The organism is Variovorax robiniae, from assembly GCF_037889955.1.
Lineage (GTDB): Bacteria > Pseudomonadota > Gammaproteobacteria > Burkholderiales > Burkholderiaceae_C > Variovorax > Variovorax robiniae.
In genome coordinates this window covers 66,474-81,974 of sequence record NZ_JBBKZS010000003.1, presented here as the reverse complement: position 1 = coordinate 81,974, position 15,501 = coordinate 66,474, and the positions used below count along the sequence as shown (strand labels likewise).

General features: G+C 65.6%; 13 protein-coding genes. 7 read left to right on the top strand and 6 right to left on the bottom strand.

The window, feature by feature from the left end; translation table 11 throughout:
* Nucleotides 1-4 precede the first annotated feature (4 nt).
* Nucleotides 5-1,486 carry a UDP-N-acetylmuramate:L-alanyl-gamma-D-glutamyl-meso-diaminopimelate ligase gene (gene mpl, locus WKW79_RS08550; RefSeq protein ID WP_340334714.1) on the bottom strand — a complete coding sequence of 494 codons (1,482 nt, stop codon included), beginning with the start codon at nt 1,484-1,486 and terminating at the stop codon, nt 5-7.
* A 69-nt stretch (nt 1,487-1,555) separates the two neighbouring features.
* Between mpl and WKW79_RS08545 the strand changes: the two genes are divergently transcribed.
* The 7 genes from WKW79_RS08545 (at nt 1,556) to WKW79_RS08515 (ending at nt 7,876) form a co-directional block, all read left to right on the top strand.
* A complete protein-coding gene (locus WKW79_RS08545; RefSeq protein ID WP_340334713.1) occupies nt 1,556-2,158 on the top strand; it encodes a hypothetical protein in 603 nt (200 codons plus the stop codon).
* Nucleotides 2,155-2,709, top strand: coding sequence for a TlpA family protein disulfide reductase (locus WKW79_RS08540; RefSeq protein ID WP_340334712.1), 555 nt, complete (start codon nt 2,155-2,157; stop codon nt 2,707-2,709). The genes WKW79_RS08545 and WKW79_RS08540 overlap by 4 nt, the downstream gene beginning before the upstream one ends.
* Before the next feature lie 100 nt (nt 2,710-2,809).
* Nucleotides 2,810-3,271, top strand: a complete 462-nt coding sequence (gene accB, locus WKW79_RS08535; RefSeq protein ID WP_340335172.1) for an acetyl-CoA carboxylase biotin carboxyl carrier protein — start codon at nt 2,810-2,812, stop codon at nt 3,269-3,271.
* Between the two features lie 6 nt (nt 3,272-3,277).
* Nucleotides 3,278-4,627: an acetyl-CoA carboxylase biotin carboxylase subunit gene (gene accC / locus WKW79_RS08530; protein WP_340334711.1), complete on the top strand. Its 1,350-nt coding sequence runs from the start codon at nt 3,278-3,280 to the stop codon at nt 4,625-4,627.
* Between the two features lie 12 nt (nt 4,628-4,639).
* On the top strand, nt 4,640-5,521 hold the full coding sequence (prmA, locus tag WKW79_RS08525; protein WP_340334710.1) for a 50S ribosomal protein L11 methyltransferase: 882 nt from the start codon (nt 4,640-4,642) through the stop codon (nt 5,519-5,521).
* Between the two features lie 61 nt (nt 5,522-5,582).
* Nucleotides 5,583-6,923 carry a DUF3426 domain-containing protein gene (locus WKW79_RS08520; protein ID WP_340334709.1) on the top strand — a complete coding sequence of 447 codons (1,341 nt, stop codon included), beginning with the start codon at nt 5,583-5,585 and terminating at the stop codon, nt 6,921-6,923.
* Nucleotides 6,924-6,973: 50 nt separating this feature from the next.
* On the top strand, nt 6,974-7,876 hold the full coding sequence (locus WKW79_RS08515; protein WP_340334708.1) for a carbohydrate kinase family protein: 903 nt from the start codon (nt 6,974-6,976) through the stop codon (nt 7,874-7,876).
* A 69-nt stretch (nt 7,877-7,945) separates the two neighbouring features.
* Here WKW79_RS08515 and WKW79_RS08510 read toward each other — a convergent pair whose 3' ends face one another.
* The 5 genes from WKW79_RS08510 to WKW79_RS08490 form a co-directional block, all read right to left on the bottom strand.
* A complete protein-coding gene (locus WKW79_RS08510) occupies nt 7,946-8,401 on the bottom strand; it encodes a histone H1-like DNA-binding protein (protein ID WP_340334707.1) in 456 nt (151 codons plus the stop codon).
* 192 nt (nt 8,402-8,593) lie between these two features.
* A complete protein-coding gene (locus WKW79_RS08505) occupies nt 8,594-9,832 on the bottom strand; it encodes a ribonucleotide-diphosphate reductase subunit beta (protein WP_340334706.1) in 1,239 nt (412 codons plus the stop codon).
* Between the two features lie 141 nt (nt 9,833-9,973).
* Nucleotides 9,974-12,898: a ribonucleoside-diphosphate reductase subunit alpha gene (locus WKW79_RS08500; RefSeq protein ID WP_340334705.1), complete on the bottom strand. Its 2,925-nt coding sequence runs from the start codon at nt 12,896-12,898 to the stop codon at nt 9,974-9,976.
* Nucleotides 12,899-13,330: 432 nt separating this feature from the next.
* Nucleotides 13,331-13,966: a 1,6-anhydro-N-acetylmuramyl-L-alanine amidase AmpD gene (gene ampD / locus WKW79_RS08495; RefSeq protein ID WP_340334704.1), complete on the bottom strand. Its 636-nt coding sequence runs from the start codon at nt 13,964-13,966 to the stop codon at nt 13,331-13,333.
* Nucleotides 13,963-15,498: a sigma-54-dependent transcriptional regulator gene (locus WKW79_RS08490; RefSeq protein WP_340334703.1), complete on the bottom strand. Its 1,536-nt coding sequence runs from the start codon at nt 15,496-15,498 to the stop codon at nt 13,963-13,965. The genes ampD and WKW79_RS08490 overlap by 4 nt, the downstream gene beginning before the upstream one ends.
* Nucleotides 15,499-15,501: the final 3 nt, after the last annotated feature.

The following is a 15,501-nucleotide window of genomic DNA, read 5'->3' as shown; positions in this document are numbered from 1 at the left end:
GTGCTCAGCGTGCCCCGTTCAGGGCAGACAGCAGCTTCTCGTGAACGCCGCCGAAGCCGCCATTGCTCATGCAGACGATGTGGTCGCCCGGGCGCGCCGCCGACACCACCTGCGCGACCAGCGGCGCGATTTCGCCGGCGACCTGTGCGCGTGCGCCCATGGGCGCCAGCGCGGCGGCCGCGTCCCAGCCCAAGCCGGCCGTGTGGCAGAAGGCCAAGTCGGCCCGTTCCAGGCTCCACGGCAATTGCGCGGCCATGGCGCCGAGCTTCATCGTGTTGCTGCGCGGCTCGAACACGGCCAGGATGCGGTCGGGCCGGTTCCCCTGGGCATCGAGCTGGCGGCGAAGGCCGTCGAGCGTGGTGTGAATGGCGGTCGGGTGGTGCGCGAAATCGTCATATACCGTGATCTTGCCGCCGTTGCGCGCGACGGTGCCGCGCAGTTCCATGCGCCGGCGCACGTTGCGAAAGCTCGCGAGCGCCGCCGCCGCCTCTGCCGGGGGCACGCCCAGATGATCCGCCGCCGCGATGGCCGCCAGCGCGTTCATCTGGTTGTGCAGGCCCGAGAGCGTCCACTCCACGCGCCCGACCACTTCGCCTTGCCGTAACACGTCGAAGGCATCGTGCGTGCCGCTCGCCTGCCACTCGCCACCGGCGCCGAAGCGCGACAGCTCGCTCCAGCAGCCCTGCGCCAGCACGCGGCGCAGGCTGTCCTCGGTGGCGTTGGCGACCACGCGGCCGCTGGCCGGCACCGTCCGCAGAAGGTGATGGAACTGCCGCTCGATGGCGGCGAGGTCGTCGAAGATGTCCGCGTGATCGAATTCGAGGTTGTTCAGCACCGCCGTCCGCGGCCGGTAGTGCACGAACTTGCTGCGCTTGTCGAAGAAGGCGGTGTCGTACTCGTCGGCCTCGATGACGAATGGTGCCCCCACGCTCGCCACTGCGTGTGCTTCGCTGCCCCCCGAGGGGGCGCTCGCTTGCTTGGGGCGGCCCGGCGCGGCGCTCGGGCCGCCTCCACCCATTCGTGCGGAGACATCGAAATTCAACGGCACCCCACCCACCAGGAAACCCGGCGCCCGGCCGGTGGCTTCAAGCACCCAGGCCAGCATCGAAGTGGTCGTCGTCTTGCCGTGCGTGCCGGCCACCGCCAGCACGTGCCGCCCCTGCAGCACCTCCTCGGCCAGCCATTGCGGACCGCTGGTGTAGCGAAGGCCGGCGTCGAGGATCGCTTCCATGAGCGGGAACTTGGGGGTGCCGTCGTCCAGCCGCGCGCGCGACACGACGTTGCCGACCACGAACACATCCGGCTTGAGCGCCAACTGGTCCGCGCCAAAGCCCTCGATCAAATCGATGCCCAATGCGCGCAACTGATCGCTCATAGGGGGATAGACGCCGGCATCGCAGCCCGTGACCTTGTGGCCGGCCTCGCGCGCCAGCGCCGCGACGCCGCCCATGAAGGTGCCGCAGATGCCCAGAATATGAATATGCATCGGTCGATTTTAGGGATGCGCCTGACCACGACCCCTGTGCGCAAGCCGCCTTGCGGGCAGAATGCCGGCATGGACATGTCCAAGCGTGAAATCGCCGCTGCCGCCGCGCGCCTCGTGGTCGAGGAAGGGCTCGAATACGGGCCCGCGAAGCGCCGCGCGCTGCGCGATCTGGGGCTGCCGCAGCGCACCGCCCTGCCCAACAACGACGAGGTCGAGGCCGAGGTCCGCGACTACATCGCGCTCTATTGCGCCGACACCCAGCCGGCCGAGTTGCGGGCGCTGCGCGAACTGGCCCTGCAATGGATGGAGCGCATGGCACCATTTCGGCCGCATGTCGGCGGCGCGGTGTGGCATGGCACAGCGACACGGCTGTCCGACGTCTACATCCAGCTTTTTTGTGACGACTCCAAGTCGGCCGAGATTTCGCTGATCGACCACCATGTCGACTACGAACCCCGCATGGTCACCGGCTTCCATGGCGAGCAGGTCGAGGCCTTGAGCGTGCATGCCCCCTGCCGCGCCTTGGGCGAGGAAATCGGCGTGCACCTCCTTGTCTACGACCTGGACGATTTGCGCGGCGCACTCAAGCCCGACGCGCAGGGGAGGGCACCGCGTGGCGACCTGACGGCGTTGCGGCGGCTGATCGAGCAGGAAAGAGCGGGCAAGTCATGAGCGACGGTGCGAAGCCCACCCGGCGCGGCTGGCTCTTTGGCGGCGTGGCAGTGGTGGCCGCGGCGGCCGGTGCCGGCGGAGCCTGGTGGAAAGGGCGTTCCAGCGCGACTGGCGGCGGTGAGGCGCTGGATCCGACATTCTGGGCCCGGCGATTCGATCGGCCGGAGGGTGGAGAGCTGGATTTCGCGTCGTTGCGTGGCAAGCCGTTGCTGGTCAATTTCTGGGCAACATGGTGTCCGCCGTGCATCGAAGAATTACCAATGGTTGATCGTTTCTTTCGCGATCAAGCTGCCAACGGTTGGCAAGTCGTCGGCTTGGCCATCGATCAGCCGAGTGCGGTGCGCAAGTTCCTGGAGCGCACGCCGGTCTCCTTTCCCGTCGGCCTGGCCGGGCTGGAAGGCACGGAACTCGTGCGACAGCTCGGCAACACAGGCGGCGGCCTTCCGTTCACAATGGTTGTCAACGCGGAAGGCGCAGTGGCGGCGCGTAAGATGGGCAAACTCGAGCCGGCCGATCTCGACGCTTGGCGGCGAGCCTTCGTTCACGGCTAGAATGCGCCCATAACGCGGCATTTGGCGCATAAACGCCAACAATCGCCGATTTTCAGGCGAGTTGATACCTATGACCAGCACAGCTGGCGCTTGGAGGCCCATGGATCTTCGCAAACTCAAGACACTGATTGATCTCGTGTCTGAATCCAATATTTCCGAACTTGAGATCACCGAAGCCGAAGGCAAGGTGCGCATCGTCAAGGCCGGCGCGTCGGCGCCTGTGCAATATGTGCAGTCCGTAGCCGCGCCCCAAGCCGCTCCGGCGTCGCCGCCCGCCCAGGCTGTTGAAGCACCGGCGGCCGCTCCTGCTCCGGTTGCGGCGCCCGCCGGCCATACGGTCAAGTCGCCCATGGTCGGTACCTTCTATCGTGCTTCCAGCCCCGGTGCCGCGGCTTTTGTCGAAGTCGGCAGCCAGGTGAAGGAAGGCGACACGATCTGCATCATCGAGGCGATGAAGATCTTGAACGAGATCGAAGCCGACAAGTCCGGCACGATCACGCAGATCCTCGGCGAGAACGGCCAGGCCGTCGAATACGGCCAACCGCTGTTCATCATCGAGTAACAGCGCATGTTCAAGAAGATCCTGGTCGCCAATCGGGGCGAGATCGCTTTGCGGATCCAGCGCGCCTGCAGCGAGATGGGTATCAAGGCGGTCATGGTCTACTCCGAGGCCGACCGCGACGCCAAGTACGTCAAGCTGGCCCAGGAAGCGGTCTGCATCGGGCCGGCACCGTCGTCGCTGAGCTACCTCAACATGCCGGCCATCATCTCGGCGGCCGAGGTGACGGACGCCGAGGCGATCCACCCCGGCTATGGCTTCCTGAGCGAGAACGCCAATTTCGCCGAGCGCGTCGAGCAGAGCGGCTTCCAGTTCATCGGGCCCACGCCCGAGAACATCCGCACGATGGGCGACAAGGTCTCGGCCAAGCAGGCCATGATCAAGGCCGGCGTGCCCTGCGTGCCCGGCTCCGAGGGCGAACTCTCGGACGACGCGGCCACCAACAAGCGCATTGCGCGGGCGATTGGCTACCCGGTCATCATCAAGGCGGCGGGCGGCGGTGGCGGGCGCGGCATGCGCGTGGTCCACACCGAGGCGGCACTGGTCAATGCGATCCAGATGACCAAGGCGGAGGCCAGCGCGGCCTTCAACAACGCGGCGGTCTACATGGAGAAGTTCCTCCAGAACCCGCGCCACATCGAAATCCAGGTTCTTGCCGACAAGTTCAAGAACGCGGTCTACCTCGGTGAACGCGACTGCTCTATGCAGCGTCGCCACCAGAAGGTGATCGAGGAATCGCCGGCGCCCGGCATTCCGCGCAAGCTGATCGAGAAGATCGGCGAGCGTTGCGCCGCAGCCTGCAAGAAGATCGGCTACCGCGGCGCCGGCACCTTCGAGTTCCTCTATGAAGACGGCGAGTTCTACTTCATCGAGATGAACACGCGCGTGCAGGTCGAGCATCCGGTGACCGAGTTCACCACCGGCATCGACATCGTCAAGACGCAGATCATGGTCGCGGCGGGGGAAAAGCTCCCGTTCACGCAGCGCCAGATCGAGATGCGCGGCCATGCGATCGAATGCCGCATCAATGCGGAAGACGCTTGGAAGTTCACACCGTCGCCGGGCCGCATCACGATGTGGCATCCGCCGGGCGGCCCTGGCGTGCGCGTCGACTCGCACGTCTACACCAACTACTTCGTGCCACCGAACTACGACTCGATGATCGGCAAGATCATCTGCTTCGGCGACACGCGCGAGCAGGCCATGGCGCGCATGCGGACCGCCCTGGACGAGACGGTGGTCGAGGGCATCCAGACCAACATCCCGCTGCACCGCGAGTTGATGGTGGACGCCAAGTTCATGGCTGGCGGCACCAACATCCACTACCTCGAAGAGTGGCTGGCGGCGCACAAGCGCTGAACGGTTCGGCCGGTGTTCGAACTTCGCCTGCTGGTCCCCGAGGACAACGTCGAGAACGTCAGCGATGCGCTGGACGCGCTCGACGCACTGAGCGTTTCCGTCGAGGACGCGGACGCGCACACCGATGCGGAGCAGGCGCTGTTCGGCGAGCCCGGCATGCCGCCGCCGAAGGAGGGTTGGCAGCGCTCGCGCGTGATCGCGCTGTTTCCCACCGAGCCGGCCGCGCGGGAGGCGGCCACCGTGCTGGAGTTCCAGGACTTCTTCAATGGCTGCAGCATCCTCGGCGTGGCGAATGTGCCGGAGCAGGATTGGGTGCGGCTCACGCAATCGCAGTTCGCGCCGGTCGAGGTCACGCCGGAGTTCTGGATCGTGCCGACCTGGCATGAGCCACCCGCGCAAGCCAGACAGGTGATCCGGCTTGACCCGGGCCTGGCCTTCGGCACCGGCACGCATCCGACCACGCGCATGTGCCTGCGCTGGATCGCGACCCACGGACTCGAAGGCCAGCGCGTGCTCGACTACGGCTGCGGTTCCGGCATCCTGGCGATCGGCGCGGCGAAATATGGCGCAGCGCGCATCGACGCGGTCGACATCGACGAAGCCGCTGTCGAATCGACGCGCCTCAATGCCGAGGCCAATGCCGTCCAACTGAATGCAGGCCTTCCCGACAAGGCCGAGGGACGCTACCAGACCGTGCTGGCCAACATCCTGGCGACACCGCTGAAACTGTTGGCGCCCTTGCTGTGCGGCCACGTCGCGCCCGGCGGCTCGCTGGTGTTGGCCGGCATCCTCGAGCGCCAGGCGGACGAGTTGAAAGAGGCCTATGCGCCCTATGCGCGCCTGCAGGTCAGCGACAGCGAGGACGGTTGGATCCTCATGACGGCCACAGTCTGAGGGCTTGTTCACACGCTTCCCTGCGTTGGAACTGGTGCGCATGGCGCCCGGCGCTTGAAGCATGGCGCGCGGGCCTGCCACCTACAATGCCCGCCCAATGAGTCTCGTCACCCGCTGCCCTTCCTGTGAAACCACGTTCAAGGTGGTCCGAGACCAGCTTCGGATATCGGATGGATGGGTGCGATGCGGGCGCTGCAGCCATGTGTTCGATGCGACTTTGGACTTGCGCGAGGCACCCGATGCGGTCAGCATGCCGGCGGCCTCCGAGGAAGCCGTTGCATCCGCGGCATCCGAAGCGCAAGACGAGCCCCTGATCGAGATCGACCTTCCGATCGAGGCGCCGGAGACCCAGCCCGCACGATTGGATCTGACGCGAAAGGTCTTCGAAGCAGAGGCCGAGGCGGATGCGGGGCTGGAATCGGGACCGAAGGCGGAGCAAGATTCGGAGCCCGAGCCGGAGGTGCAGTCGGCGGCGGCGCCACAGACCTTCGATGCGGCCGCGTTCGTACCGCCCGCGGACTGGCCCTCGCTCGACCTGGACGCCGATGATCCGTGGCCTGCGCCAAGCTCGGCGCCGCCCCGAGTTGAATCACCGGCCATTGCCCTGCCAGGCGAGCCCATGCCGGTACTGGCGCAGCATTCGCTCAGCAGTTCCATCGAGGCCTTGGACGACTTTTCGGCGTTCGTCGATGAATCCAGCAACGCGCAGTTGCAAAAGGCCTTGCGCTTGGCGCGCGTCGAGGCCGTGCGCAATGCGCGTGCGCGCAGGGCGGCCGCTGCGATAGTGCCAGAGGCGCAGGACGCGCATGACGCGCCTCTGCCCGCGCCCGTGGTCACGGCCGCCAGCATCATCGAAGCGCCTGCCGAATCGTCGGCGGCCTTGCCTCCCTTCGCACAAGCGCCCGTGGCGGCCCGTGGCGAGCGCACGCCCGGCCGCCGCATCGTTATCGTGCTGGTCTTTCTTGTCGTGCTGCTTGCCCTGCAGTGGGCTCGTCACGAACGCGACGCGCTGGTCGCGCGCGAGCCCTCCCTGCGGCCGGCGCTGGAAGGCCTGTGCAAGCTCACGGGCTGCGAGATCTCGGCGCTGCGACAGATCGCTGCGATCACCATCGATGGCGCATCGTTTGCGCGTGACAAGACCGGCGATGGCTATCGCCTCGACTTCACCCTGCGCAGCAGCGCGACTACGCCTCTTGCCATGCCGGCCGTCGAACTGTCCTTGCTCGACACGCAGGAGCGCACCTTGGTGCGGCGCGTGCTGATGCCGGCCGACTTCGGCGCGCCCGCGGTGCTCGGGCCCAAGGCGGAACGCAGCGCCTCGTTGCCGCTCGCACTCACCGGCCCCGATGCCGCCGATCTGTCGCCGGTCGCGGGCTACCGGGTCGTCGCCTTCTATCCGTGAGCACGCGTCGCGCGCTCCCATCCAACCCTTCCAACATCCAACGGCTCAACATGGCAGCAGTGATTTGCGGTTCCCTCGCGTTCGACACGATCATGAATTTCGAGGGCCGGTTCGCCGACCAGATCCTCCCGGACCAGTTGCACATCCTCAACGTGTCCTTCCTCGTGCCGAGCCTGCGGCGCGACTTCGGCGGTTGTGCCGGCAACATCGCGTACGCCCTCAATGCACTCGGCGGCAAGGCGCTGCCGATGGCGACGGTCGGCAGCGATGGCGCCGCCTATGTGGCGCGGCTCGAGGAGCTGGGCGTGGGCACCGAGTTCATCCGCGCCGTCGACGATGCCTACACGGCGCAGGCGATGATCATGACCGACCGTGACAACAACCAGATCACGGCCTTCCATCCCGGCGCCATGCAGCAGGCGCACATCTCGCACATCGCGGCGCGCGCGGACCTGAAGATCGGCATCATCTCGCCCGATGGTCGCGACGGGATGCTGCAGCATGCCGAGCAGTTCAAGGTCGCCGGCATTCCCTTCGTCTTCGATCCGGGCCAGGGCTTGCCGATGTTCAACGGCGACGAGCTGTCGCACTTCATCGAGCAGGCCGACTGGGTCACGGTGAACGACTACGAAGGCAAGATGCTCAGCGAGCGCACCGGCTGGAGCAGCGCCGACATCTCGCGCCGCGTGAAGGGCCTGGTCGTCACGCTGGGTGCCGAAGGATGCGAGGTCTGGATCGACGGAGTCATGTCGCATGTGCCCGCGGTCAAGCCGGCCGCCGTGGTCGACCCCACGGGTTGCGGCGACGCATGGCGAGGTGCGCTGCTGTTCGGCCTGGAGCAAGGCTGGCCGCTCGCGAAATGCGCCGCGTTGGGCAACCAGATCGGTGCGCTCAAGATCGCGCAGCGCGGTCCGCAAAACTACACGGTCGACCGCCAGGCTCTCGGCCTCTGATCGACGAGGCATAAAAAAACCCGACACCTTGCGGTGCCGGGTTTTTGCCTTTCAGGGCCTCTGAATGACTCAGGGCTTGCTGGCCGTCGGGAACGGCCATGCAGCTTGAGGATTCAGCGTCGTCTGTGCAGCTGGGGCAGGGGCGACGGCGGCCTTGGCGGGTGCTTTCGCAGCCTTCTTGGCGGCAGGCTTGGCAGCAGGCTTCTTCGCTGCTTTCTTGGCCGCAGCCTTTTTGGCAGGGGCCTTCTTGGCAGCGGCCTTCTTCGCCGGCGCCTTCTTCGCAGCGGCCTTCTTCGCCGGTGCCTTCTTCGCAGCGGCCTTCTTCGCCGGTGCTGCCTTCTTTGCAGCGGCCTTCTTCGCCGGTGCTGCCTTCTTCGCGACGACCTTCTTCGCCGGCGCCTTCTTCGCAGCGGCCTTCTTTGCCGGAGCCTTCTTCGCTGCCGGTGCCTTCTTTGCCGCGACCTTCTTTGCCGGAGCCTTCTTTGCTGCGGCTTTCTTCGCCGGCGCTTTCTTTGCAGTTGCCATTTCTTTCTCCTTGATCAAGTTGAAAAATCAACCTCTTGAAGCACTCCACGCTCGCTTGTGAACGTGAAGCGATTCATGGTGTTGGATATCAAGCTCCAGCACCATGAACACCGTCGCCTGTCAGTCGCCGCACTCTTTGGTGCGATGTGCGCCGATGGCAATTCTTGAATGCATTGTTGTTCTGAGAACGTCTCAATCCCAGGAAAGAGCACCACCCGACTGGTATTCGATCACGCGGGTTTCAAAGAAATTTCGCTCTTTCTTCAGGTCGATCATTTCGCTCATCCACGGGAACGGATTCTCTTCGTTCGGGAAGAGTGTCTCAAGGCCAATTTGCTGTGCACGCCGATTGGCGATGTAGCGCAGGTAGCCCTTGAACATGGATGCGTTCATGCCGAGCACGCCGCGTGGCATGGTGTCTTCGGCGTAGCGGTATTCGAGTTCGACGGCCTTGAGGAACAGGGCCTTGATCTCGGCCTTGAATTCCGCGGTCCAGAGGCCGGGGTTCTCGAGCTTCAACTGGTTGATCAGGTCGATGCCGAAATTGCAGTGCATCGACTCGTCGCGCAGGATGTACTGGTACTGCTCGGCGGCGCCGGTCATCTTGTTCTGGCGGCCGAGCGCGAGGATCTGCGTGAAGCCGACGTAGAAGAACAGGCCTTCCATGAGGCAGGCGAAGACGATCAGCGACTTGAGCAGGGTCTGGTCGGTCTCGTGCGTGCCGGTGTGGAAGTTCGGGTCGCTGATGGCGTCGATGAAGGGGATCAGGAACTGGTCCTTCTCGCGGATCGACGGCACTTCGTTGTAGGCGTTGAAGATCTCGCTCTCGTCCAGGCCCAGCGACTCGACGATGTACTGGTACGCGTGCGTGTGGATCGCTTCCTCGAAGGCCTGGCGCAGCAGGAACTGGCGGCACTCGGGCGCGGTGATGTGGCGATAGGTGCCCAGCACGATGTTGTTGGCAGCCAGCGAGTCGGCGGTCACGAAGAAGCCGAGGTTGCGCTTGACGATGCGGCGCTCGTCTTCGGTCAGGCCGTTCGGGTCCTTCCACAACGCGATGTCGCGCGTCATGTTCACCTCTTGCGGCATCCAGTGGTTGGCGCAGGTGGCGAGATACTTTTCCCAGGCCCACTTGTACTTGAAGGGGACGAGCTGGTTGACGTCGGTCTCGCCGTTGATGATGCGCTTGTCGGCGGCACGCACGCGGCGTGCGGCAGGTACGGCGCTGGCAACAGTTGCTGGTGCTGCCACGCGTGAAGGAACGGTTGCGCCGTCATCGAGCATGCGTGATGCAAGTGAGGCTTGGGGAATTTGCGAAGTCGGGACTTCCATCGAGCGGCCGATCGGTGCGCCGTGATTCGTGGAGTGCTGCAAACCTTGTTGCATGTCCTTCGATGAGGAGGGCTTGACTTCTTCGTCCCAGGTCAACATAGAAAATTCCAATGCTCAAATTATGTGAGCAACGATGTGATATGCAAAGTGCTCGTTCACATCGCGCTTCAATTATCTTGTTCTTATGTTGCTCGCGAGCATCGACTCGTGTGAGTCGATGCCGCGCAAATCACACAACGATTACTGACACGCTTCGCATGTCGGGTCATCGACACCGCAGAACGCGATGTCGGTCGCGGGGATCGCATTCATCTGCGCTTGCGCTGCGAGGGCCGCGGCTTCGAGTGCGCTCATCTTCGGCGTGGCATCGCCACCCGAGGACACGGCATTCAAGCGGCCTGATTGCACCGTCGACTTCTCGGCATGCGTCGCGCTCTGCGTGCGCAGGTAGTACGTGGTCTTGAGACCGCGCAGCCATGCGAGCTTGTAGGTGTCGTCGAGCTTCTTGCCCGAGGCGCCGGCCATGTAGATGTTGAGCGACTGCGCCTGGTCGATCCACTTCTGGCGACGTGCAGCGGCTTCGACGAGCCACGTGGTCTCGACTTCGAAGGCGGTCGCGTAGAGCGCCTTGATGTCTTGCGGCACGCGGTCGATGGGACGCAGCGAACCGTCGAAGTGCTTCAGGTCCATCACCATCACGTCGTCCCACAGGCCCAGGCGCTTGAGGTCGTGCACCAGGTAGTGGTTGATGACGGTGAATTCACCGGAGAGGTTCGACTTCACCGACAGGTTGCCGAAGCAGGGTTCGATCGAGGCGTCGACGCCGATGATGTTCGAGATGGTCGCGGTCGGTGCGATGGCCACGCAGTTGGAGTTGCGCATGCCGTCGGCCTTGATCTTCTGGCGCAGTGCGTCCCAGTCGAGCGTGGCCGAGCGGTCCACTTCGACATAGCCGCCGCGTGCCTTCTCGAGCATGTCGAGCGTGTCGATCGGCAGGATGCCCTTGTCCCACAGCGAGCCCTTGTAGCTCGAGTACTTGCCGCGTTCCTTGGCCAGTTCGGTCGAGGCCCAGTAGGCGTGGAAGCAGATGGCTTCCATCGACTCGTCGGCGAACTGCACGGCCTCTTGCGATGCATAAGGAATGCGAAGTTCGTACAGCGCGTCCTGGAAGCCCATCAGGCCCAGGCCCACCGGACGATGGCGCATGTTGGAGTCGCGCGCCTTCTTCACGGCGTAGTAGTTGATGTCGATCACGTTGTCGAGCATGCGCATCGCGGTCGAGATCGTGCGCTTGAGCTTGGCCTGGTCGACCTTGCCGTCCTTCAAGTGCTGCAGCAGGTTGACCGAGCCGAGGTTGCAGACGGCGGTTTCGGTGTCGCTGGTGTTGAGCGTGATCTCGGTGCAGAGGTTCGACGAATGCACGACGCCGGCATGCTGCTGCGGCGAGCGCACGTTGCAGGCGTCCTTGAACGTGATCCAGGGGTGGCCGGTCTCGAACAGCATCGTGAGCATCTTGCGCCACAGGTCGGTGGCCGGGATGGTGCGCGAAGGCTTGATGTCGCCGCGCGCGGCCTTCTCTTCATAGGCGACGTAGGCCTTTTCGAAGTCGGTGCCGAACAGGTCGTGCAGGTCGGGCACGCTGGAGGGCGAGAACAGCGTCCAGTTGCCCTTCTCCATCACGCGGCGCATGAACAGGTCGGGGATCCAGTTGGCCGTGTTCATGTCGTGCGTGCGGCGGCGGTCGTCGCCGGTGTTCTTGCGCAGTTCCAGGAACTCTTCGATGTCCAGATGCCACGTTTCGAGGTAGGTGCAGACCGCGCCCTTGCGCTTGCCGCCCTGGTTCACCGCGACGGCGGTGTCGTTGACGACCTTGAGGAAAGGCACGACGCCTTGCGATTCGCCGTTGGTGCCCTTGATGTGGCTGCCGAGCGCGCGCACGCGGGTCCAGTCGTTGCCCAGGCCGCCGGCGAACTTCGACAGCAGCGCGTTTTCCTTGATCGACTCGTAGATGCCGTCGAGGTCGTCGGGCACCGTCGTGAGGTAGCAGCTCGACAGTTGCGAGCGCAGCGTGCCGCTGTTGAACAGCGTGGGCGTGCTCGACATGAAGTCGAAGGAGGACAGCACTTCATAGAACTCGATGGCGCGGGCTTCGCGGTCGATCTCGTTGAGCGCCAGGCCCATGGCCACGCGCATGAAGAAGGCTTGCGGCAGTTCGATGCGCGTCTTGCGCACGTGCAGGAAGTAGCGGTCGTACAGCGTCTGCAGGCCGAGGTAGTCGAACTTCAGGTCGCGGTCGGCCTTCAGTGCGCCGCCGAGCTTGACCAGGTCGTACTGCAGCAGCTTCTCATCGAGCAGTTCGTTCTCGACGCCCTTCTTGATGAAGTGCGGGAAGTAGTCGGCATAGGCGGTCGCGCGTTCGGCCGGCGCCACTTCGCGGCCCAGGATCTCGCGGAAGATCGTGTGCAGCAGCAGGCGCGCGGTGGCGAAGGTGTAGTCGGGGTCCTTCTCGATCAGCGTGCGGGCGGCCAGGATCGAGGCCTTGTAGACCTCGTCGAGCGGCACGCCGTCGTAGAGGTTGCGCATGGTCTCGGCCTGGATCGGCGCGGCCGTGATGGTGGCGCCGAGGCCTTCGCAGGCCGATTCGATCAGGCCCTTGAGTTCGTTGATGTCGAGCGCGACGCGTTCCCCGCGGTCCAGCACATGCAGCGTGGGCACGGCGGCGGGTGCGGCCGGCTCGTTCTGGCTGGCGCGCTCCTGGGTGCGGCGCTCGCGGTAGAGCACGTAGGCGCGGGCGACCTCATGGTGGCCGCCGCGCATCAGGCCGAGTTCGACCTGGTCCTGCACGTCCTCGATGTGGAAGGTGCCACCGCCCGGACGCGAACGCACCATCGCGCGCACCACGGCCTGGGTCAGTCCTTCGACGGTCTCGCGCACGCTGGCCGAAGCCGCGCCCTGGGTGCCGTGCACGGCCAGGAAGGCTTTCATCAGCGCGATGGCGATCTTGTTGGGCTCGAACGAGACCACCGCGCCGTTGCGGCGGATGATCTGGTAGTGCGCGAGCGCATCCGCCGACAGGGTGCCGGCGACGTCGCGCGGCTGGCTGCTGGCAGCAGGTGTGGAGGACGAGGGGCGTGGCGTGGCGGGGGTGTTCAGGGCTGTCTGCATTCGGTTCCTCGGTTAGCGACTGTTGTTGTGAAGGGCGGCGCTCGGGGCACGCAAGCCGTGCGCGCCGCCGCAAGAATGTAAGGTATTTGTAACGGAATATGTCCGGCTGAGGGCACACTATATCTAGTGTCCTGAGGGGCTACAAGCCACTAGATGTAGTGTTTGTCATGAATCTCAAACGCCACATCCCGCGGGTTTTTCTGGATGTCGCGCGGCAGCGCCCGTGGTTACTACGCTACTGTGTCACGACCCAGTCTTGATGCGGGTTGCGGGGCGATTTGGGCCCGCAGGGCGCATGGTTGCTGGACGGGGGCGTTGATTTTCCCTGTGAAAGGGCGTCGGATCTCGGCCCATCGCGGCGGCTTTCGCGATTGAGAAAATTAAGCGGGCGCGGATGCGCTGGCGTCGAGGGGCCCGGCCCTGTTGGAGCCCTCAAGGAAACATCGTGTCCGGCCAGGCCAACGCACCTTGCAAGGCGCGCCAGTCGAAGCCGCTGCCCGGGTCCTGCTTGCGGCCCGGCGCGATGTGCTCATGGCCCGCGATGAAGGCGATTGGATAGTGCTGCGCAAGAACGGGGCACAGGCTGGCCAGGGTCTCGTACTGTGCGTCTTCGAAGGGCTGGCCCTCCAGGCCTTCGAGCTCGATGCCGATCGAGTCGTCGTTGCAATTGGCGCGGCCGCGCCAGTTGGAGGCGCCGGCATGCCATGCGCGCGCGTCGCAGCTCACGAACTGCCAGAGCTCGCCGTCACGGCGCACGTAGAAGTGGCTGGAGACCTCGATGCCGCGGATGCGGTCGAAGTACGGGTCGGCATCCCAGTCGAGGCGGTTGGTGAAGAGTTCCTGCACCTGGTGGCCGCCGTAGACGCCGGGCGGCAGGCTGATCGAGTGCAGGACGATCAGGTCGATCTGCGCGCCGGCGGGGCGGGGGCCGAAGTTGGGGGAGGCTAGGCGCCGGGCGAATCGGTACCAGCCCGCTTGCCAGAGGCTGGCGTCCGACGGCGCATCCAGGGTGAACTCCGCGCTGCGCGCTGCGGTGCCAGCGCCCTCGGTCGGCCGGGCGGCACTCATCCGCCGTCGTCCAGCGTGCCGACGCCACCGTCATCGCCGTGCGGCGTGCTGATGCCCAGCCGGGCGATGCGGTAGCGGATCTGGCGCAGGCTCAGGCCCAGGCGCGCGGCCGCGGCGGTGCGGTTGAAGCCGCTTTCCTGGAGTGCACGGACCAGCACTTCGCGCTCGTGCTGGTCGAGGTAGGACTGCAGGTCCGAAGGCATTGCCGGCCGCGTCGCTGGGCGCTCCCGCACCGGCGCGACGGCCTCCGCGGGAGGCAGGGACGCGGCGATGGGCTCCAAGGGCGCCGGACCGCTGCTCATGAAGTCCAGGTGCAGCTCGTCGCCGTCATTGAGGGCGACGGCGCGGTGCAGGATGTTCTCGAGTTCGCGGACGTTGCCTTCGAGCGGATGGTCCGCGAGGCGCTTGACCACGTCGGCGGTCAGGCGCGGCACCGGCATGCCAGCGTCCTGCGCGATGCGCGACAGCAGGGCGTTGCACAGTGCCGGCAGGTCTTCCCGGCGGTCGCGCAGCGGGGGCACCGAGATCTCGATGACGTTGAGCCGATAGAACAGGTCTTGCCGAAAGCGCGCGGCCTGTACTTCGGCATGCAGGTCCTTGTGCGTCGCGCTGACGATGCGCACGTCGACCGTGTCTTCCTGCGTGGAGCCGATCGGCCGCACGCTGCGCTCCTGGATCGCGCGCAACAGCTTGGATTGCATGGCCAGGGGCAGGTCGCCGATCTCGTCGAGGAAGAGTGTGCCGCCGCGTGCCGCCTGGAAGTAGCCGTCGCGGTCGGCCGCGGAGCCGGTGTAGGAGCCCTTGCGCGCGCCGAAGAATTCGGCCTCCAGCAGGTTCTCCGGGATGGCGCCGCAGTTCACCGCGACGAAGGGGCCGTCGCTGCGCTGGCTGCAGGCATGCACGGCGCGGGCGACCAGTTCCTTGCCGGTGCCCGATTCGCCGCGCACCAGCACCGGCGCCATGCCGCGCGCGACCTTGGCAATGTGCGACTTGATGAGCCGCATCGGCTCCGATTCGCCGACCAGGCGTTCGAGCGCCTTCTCGGCCAGCGTCGTGGCGGTGGCGGGGGCGCGGCCATCGCTGGTGGCGGCTGGGTTGGCGGCAGCCTGCACAGGCCTGGTGGCCGGCACGGCTTCCTGCGTCTGGCGCTGCACGGCCGAGGCCACCACCGCGCGGAACTGCTTGAGGTCGACCGGCTTGGTGAGGTAGTCGAAGGCGCCGGCCTTGAGCGCCTCGACCGCGTTCTCGGCCGAGCCGTAGGCGGTCATGACCACGCAGCGCTCGCTGCGCTGGTCCCTCTGGATGCGCTGGATGATTTCCATGCCGAGCCCGTCGGGCAGGCGCATGTCGGTGATCACCGCGTCGAAGCGCCCGGCGTCGAGATGCTCCCGCGCCTCGGACAGGCTGCCCGCCGCTTCGACGCGATAGCCTTCGCGCAGCAGCGTCAGTTCGTAGAGCGTGCGCAGGTCGGGTTCGTCGTCGACGACCAGGATCTGTGCCGGCAGGACGGCGGTGGGGTGGTGGGTGCTCACGTT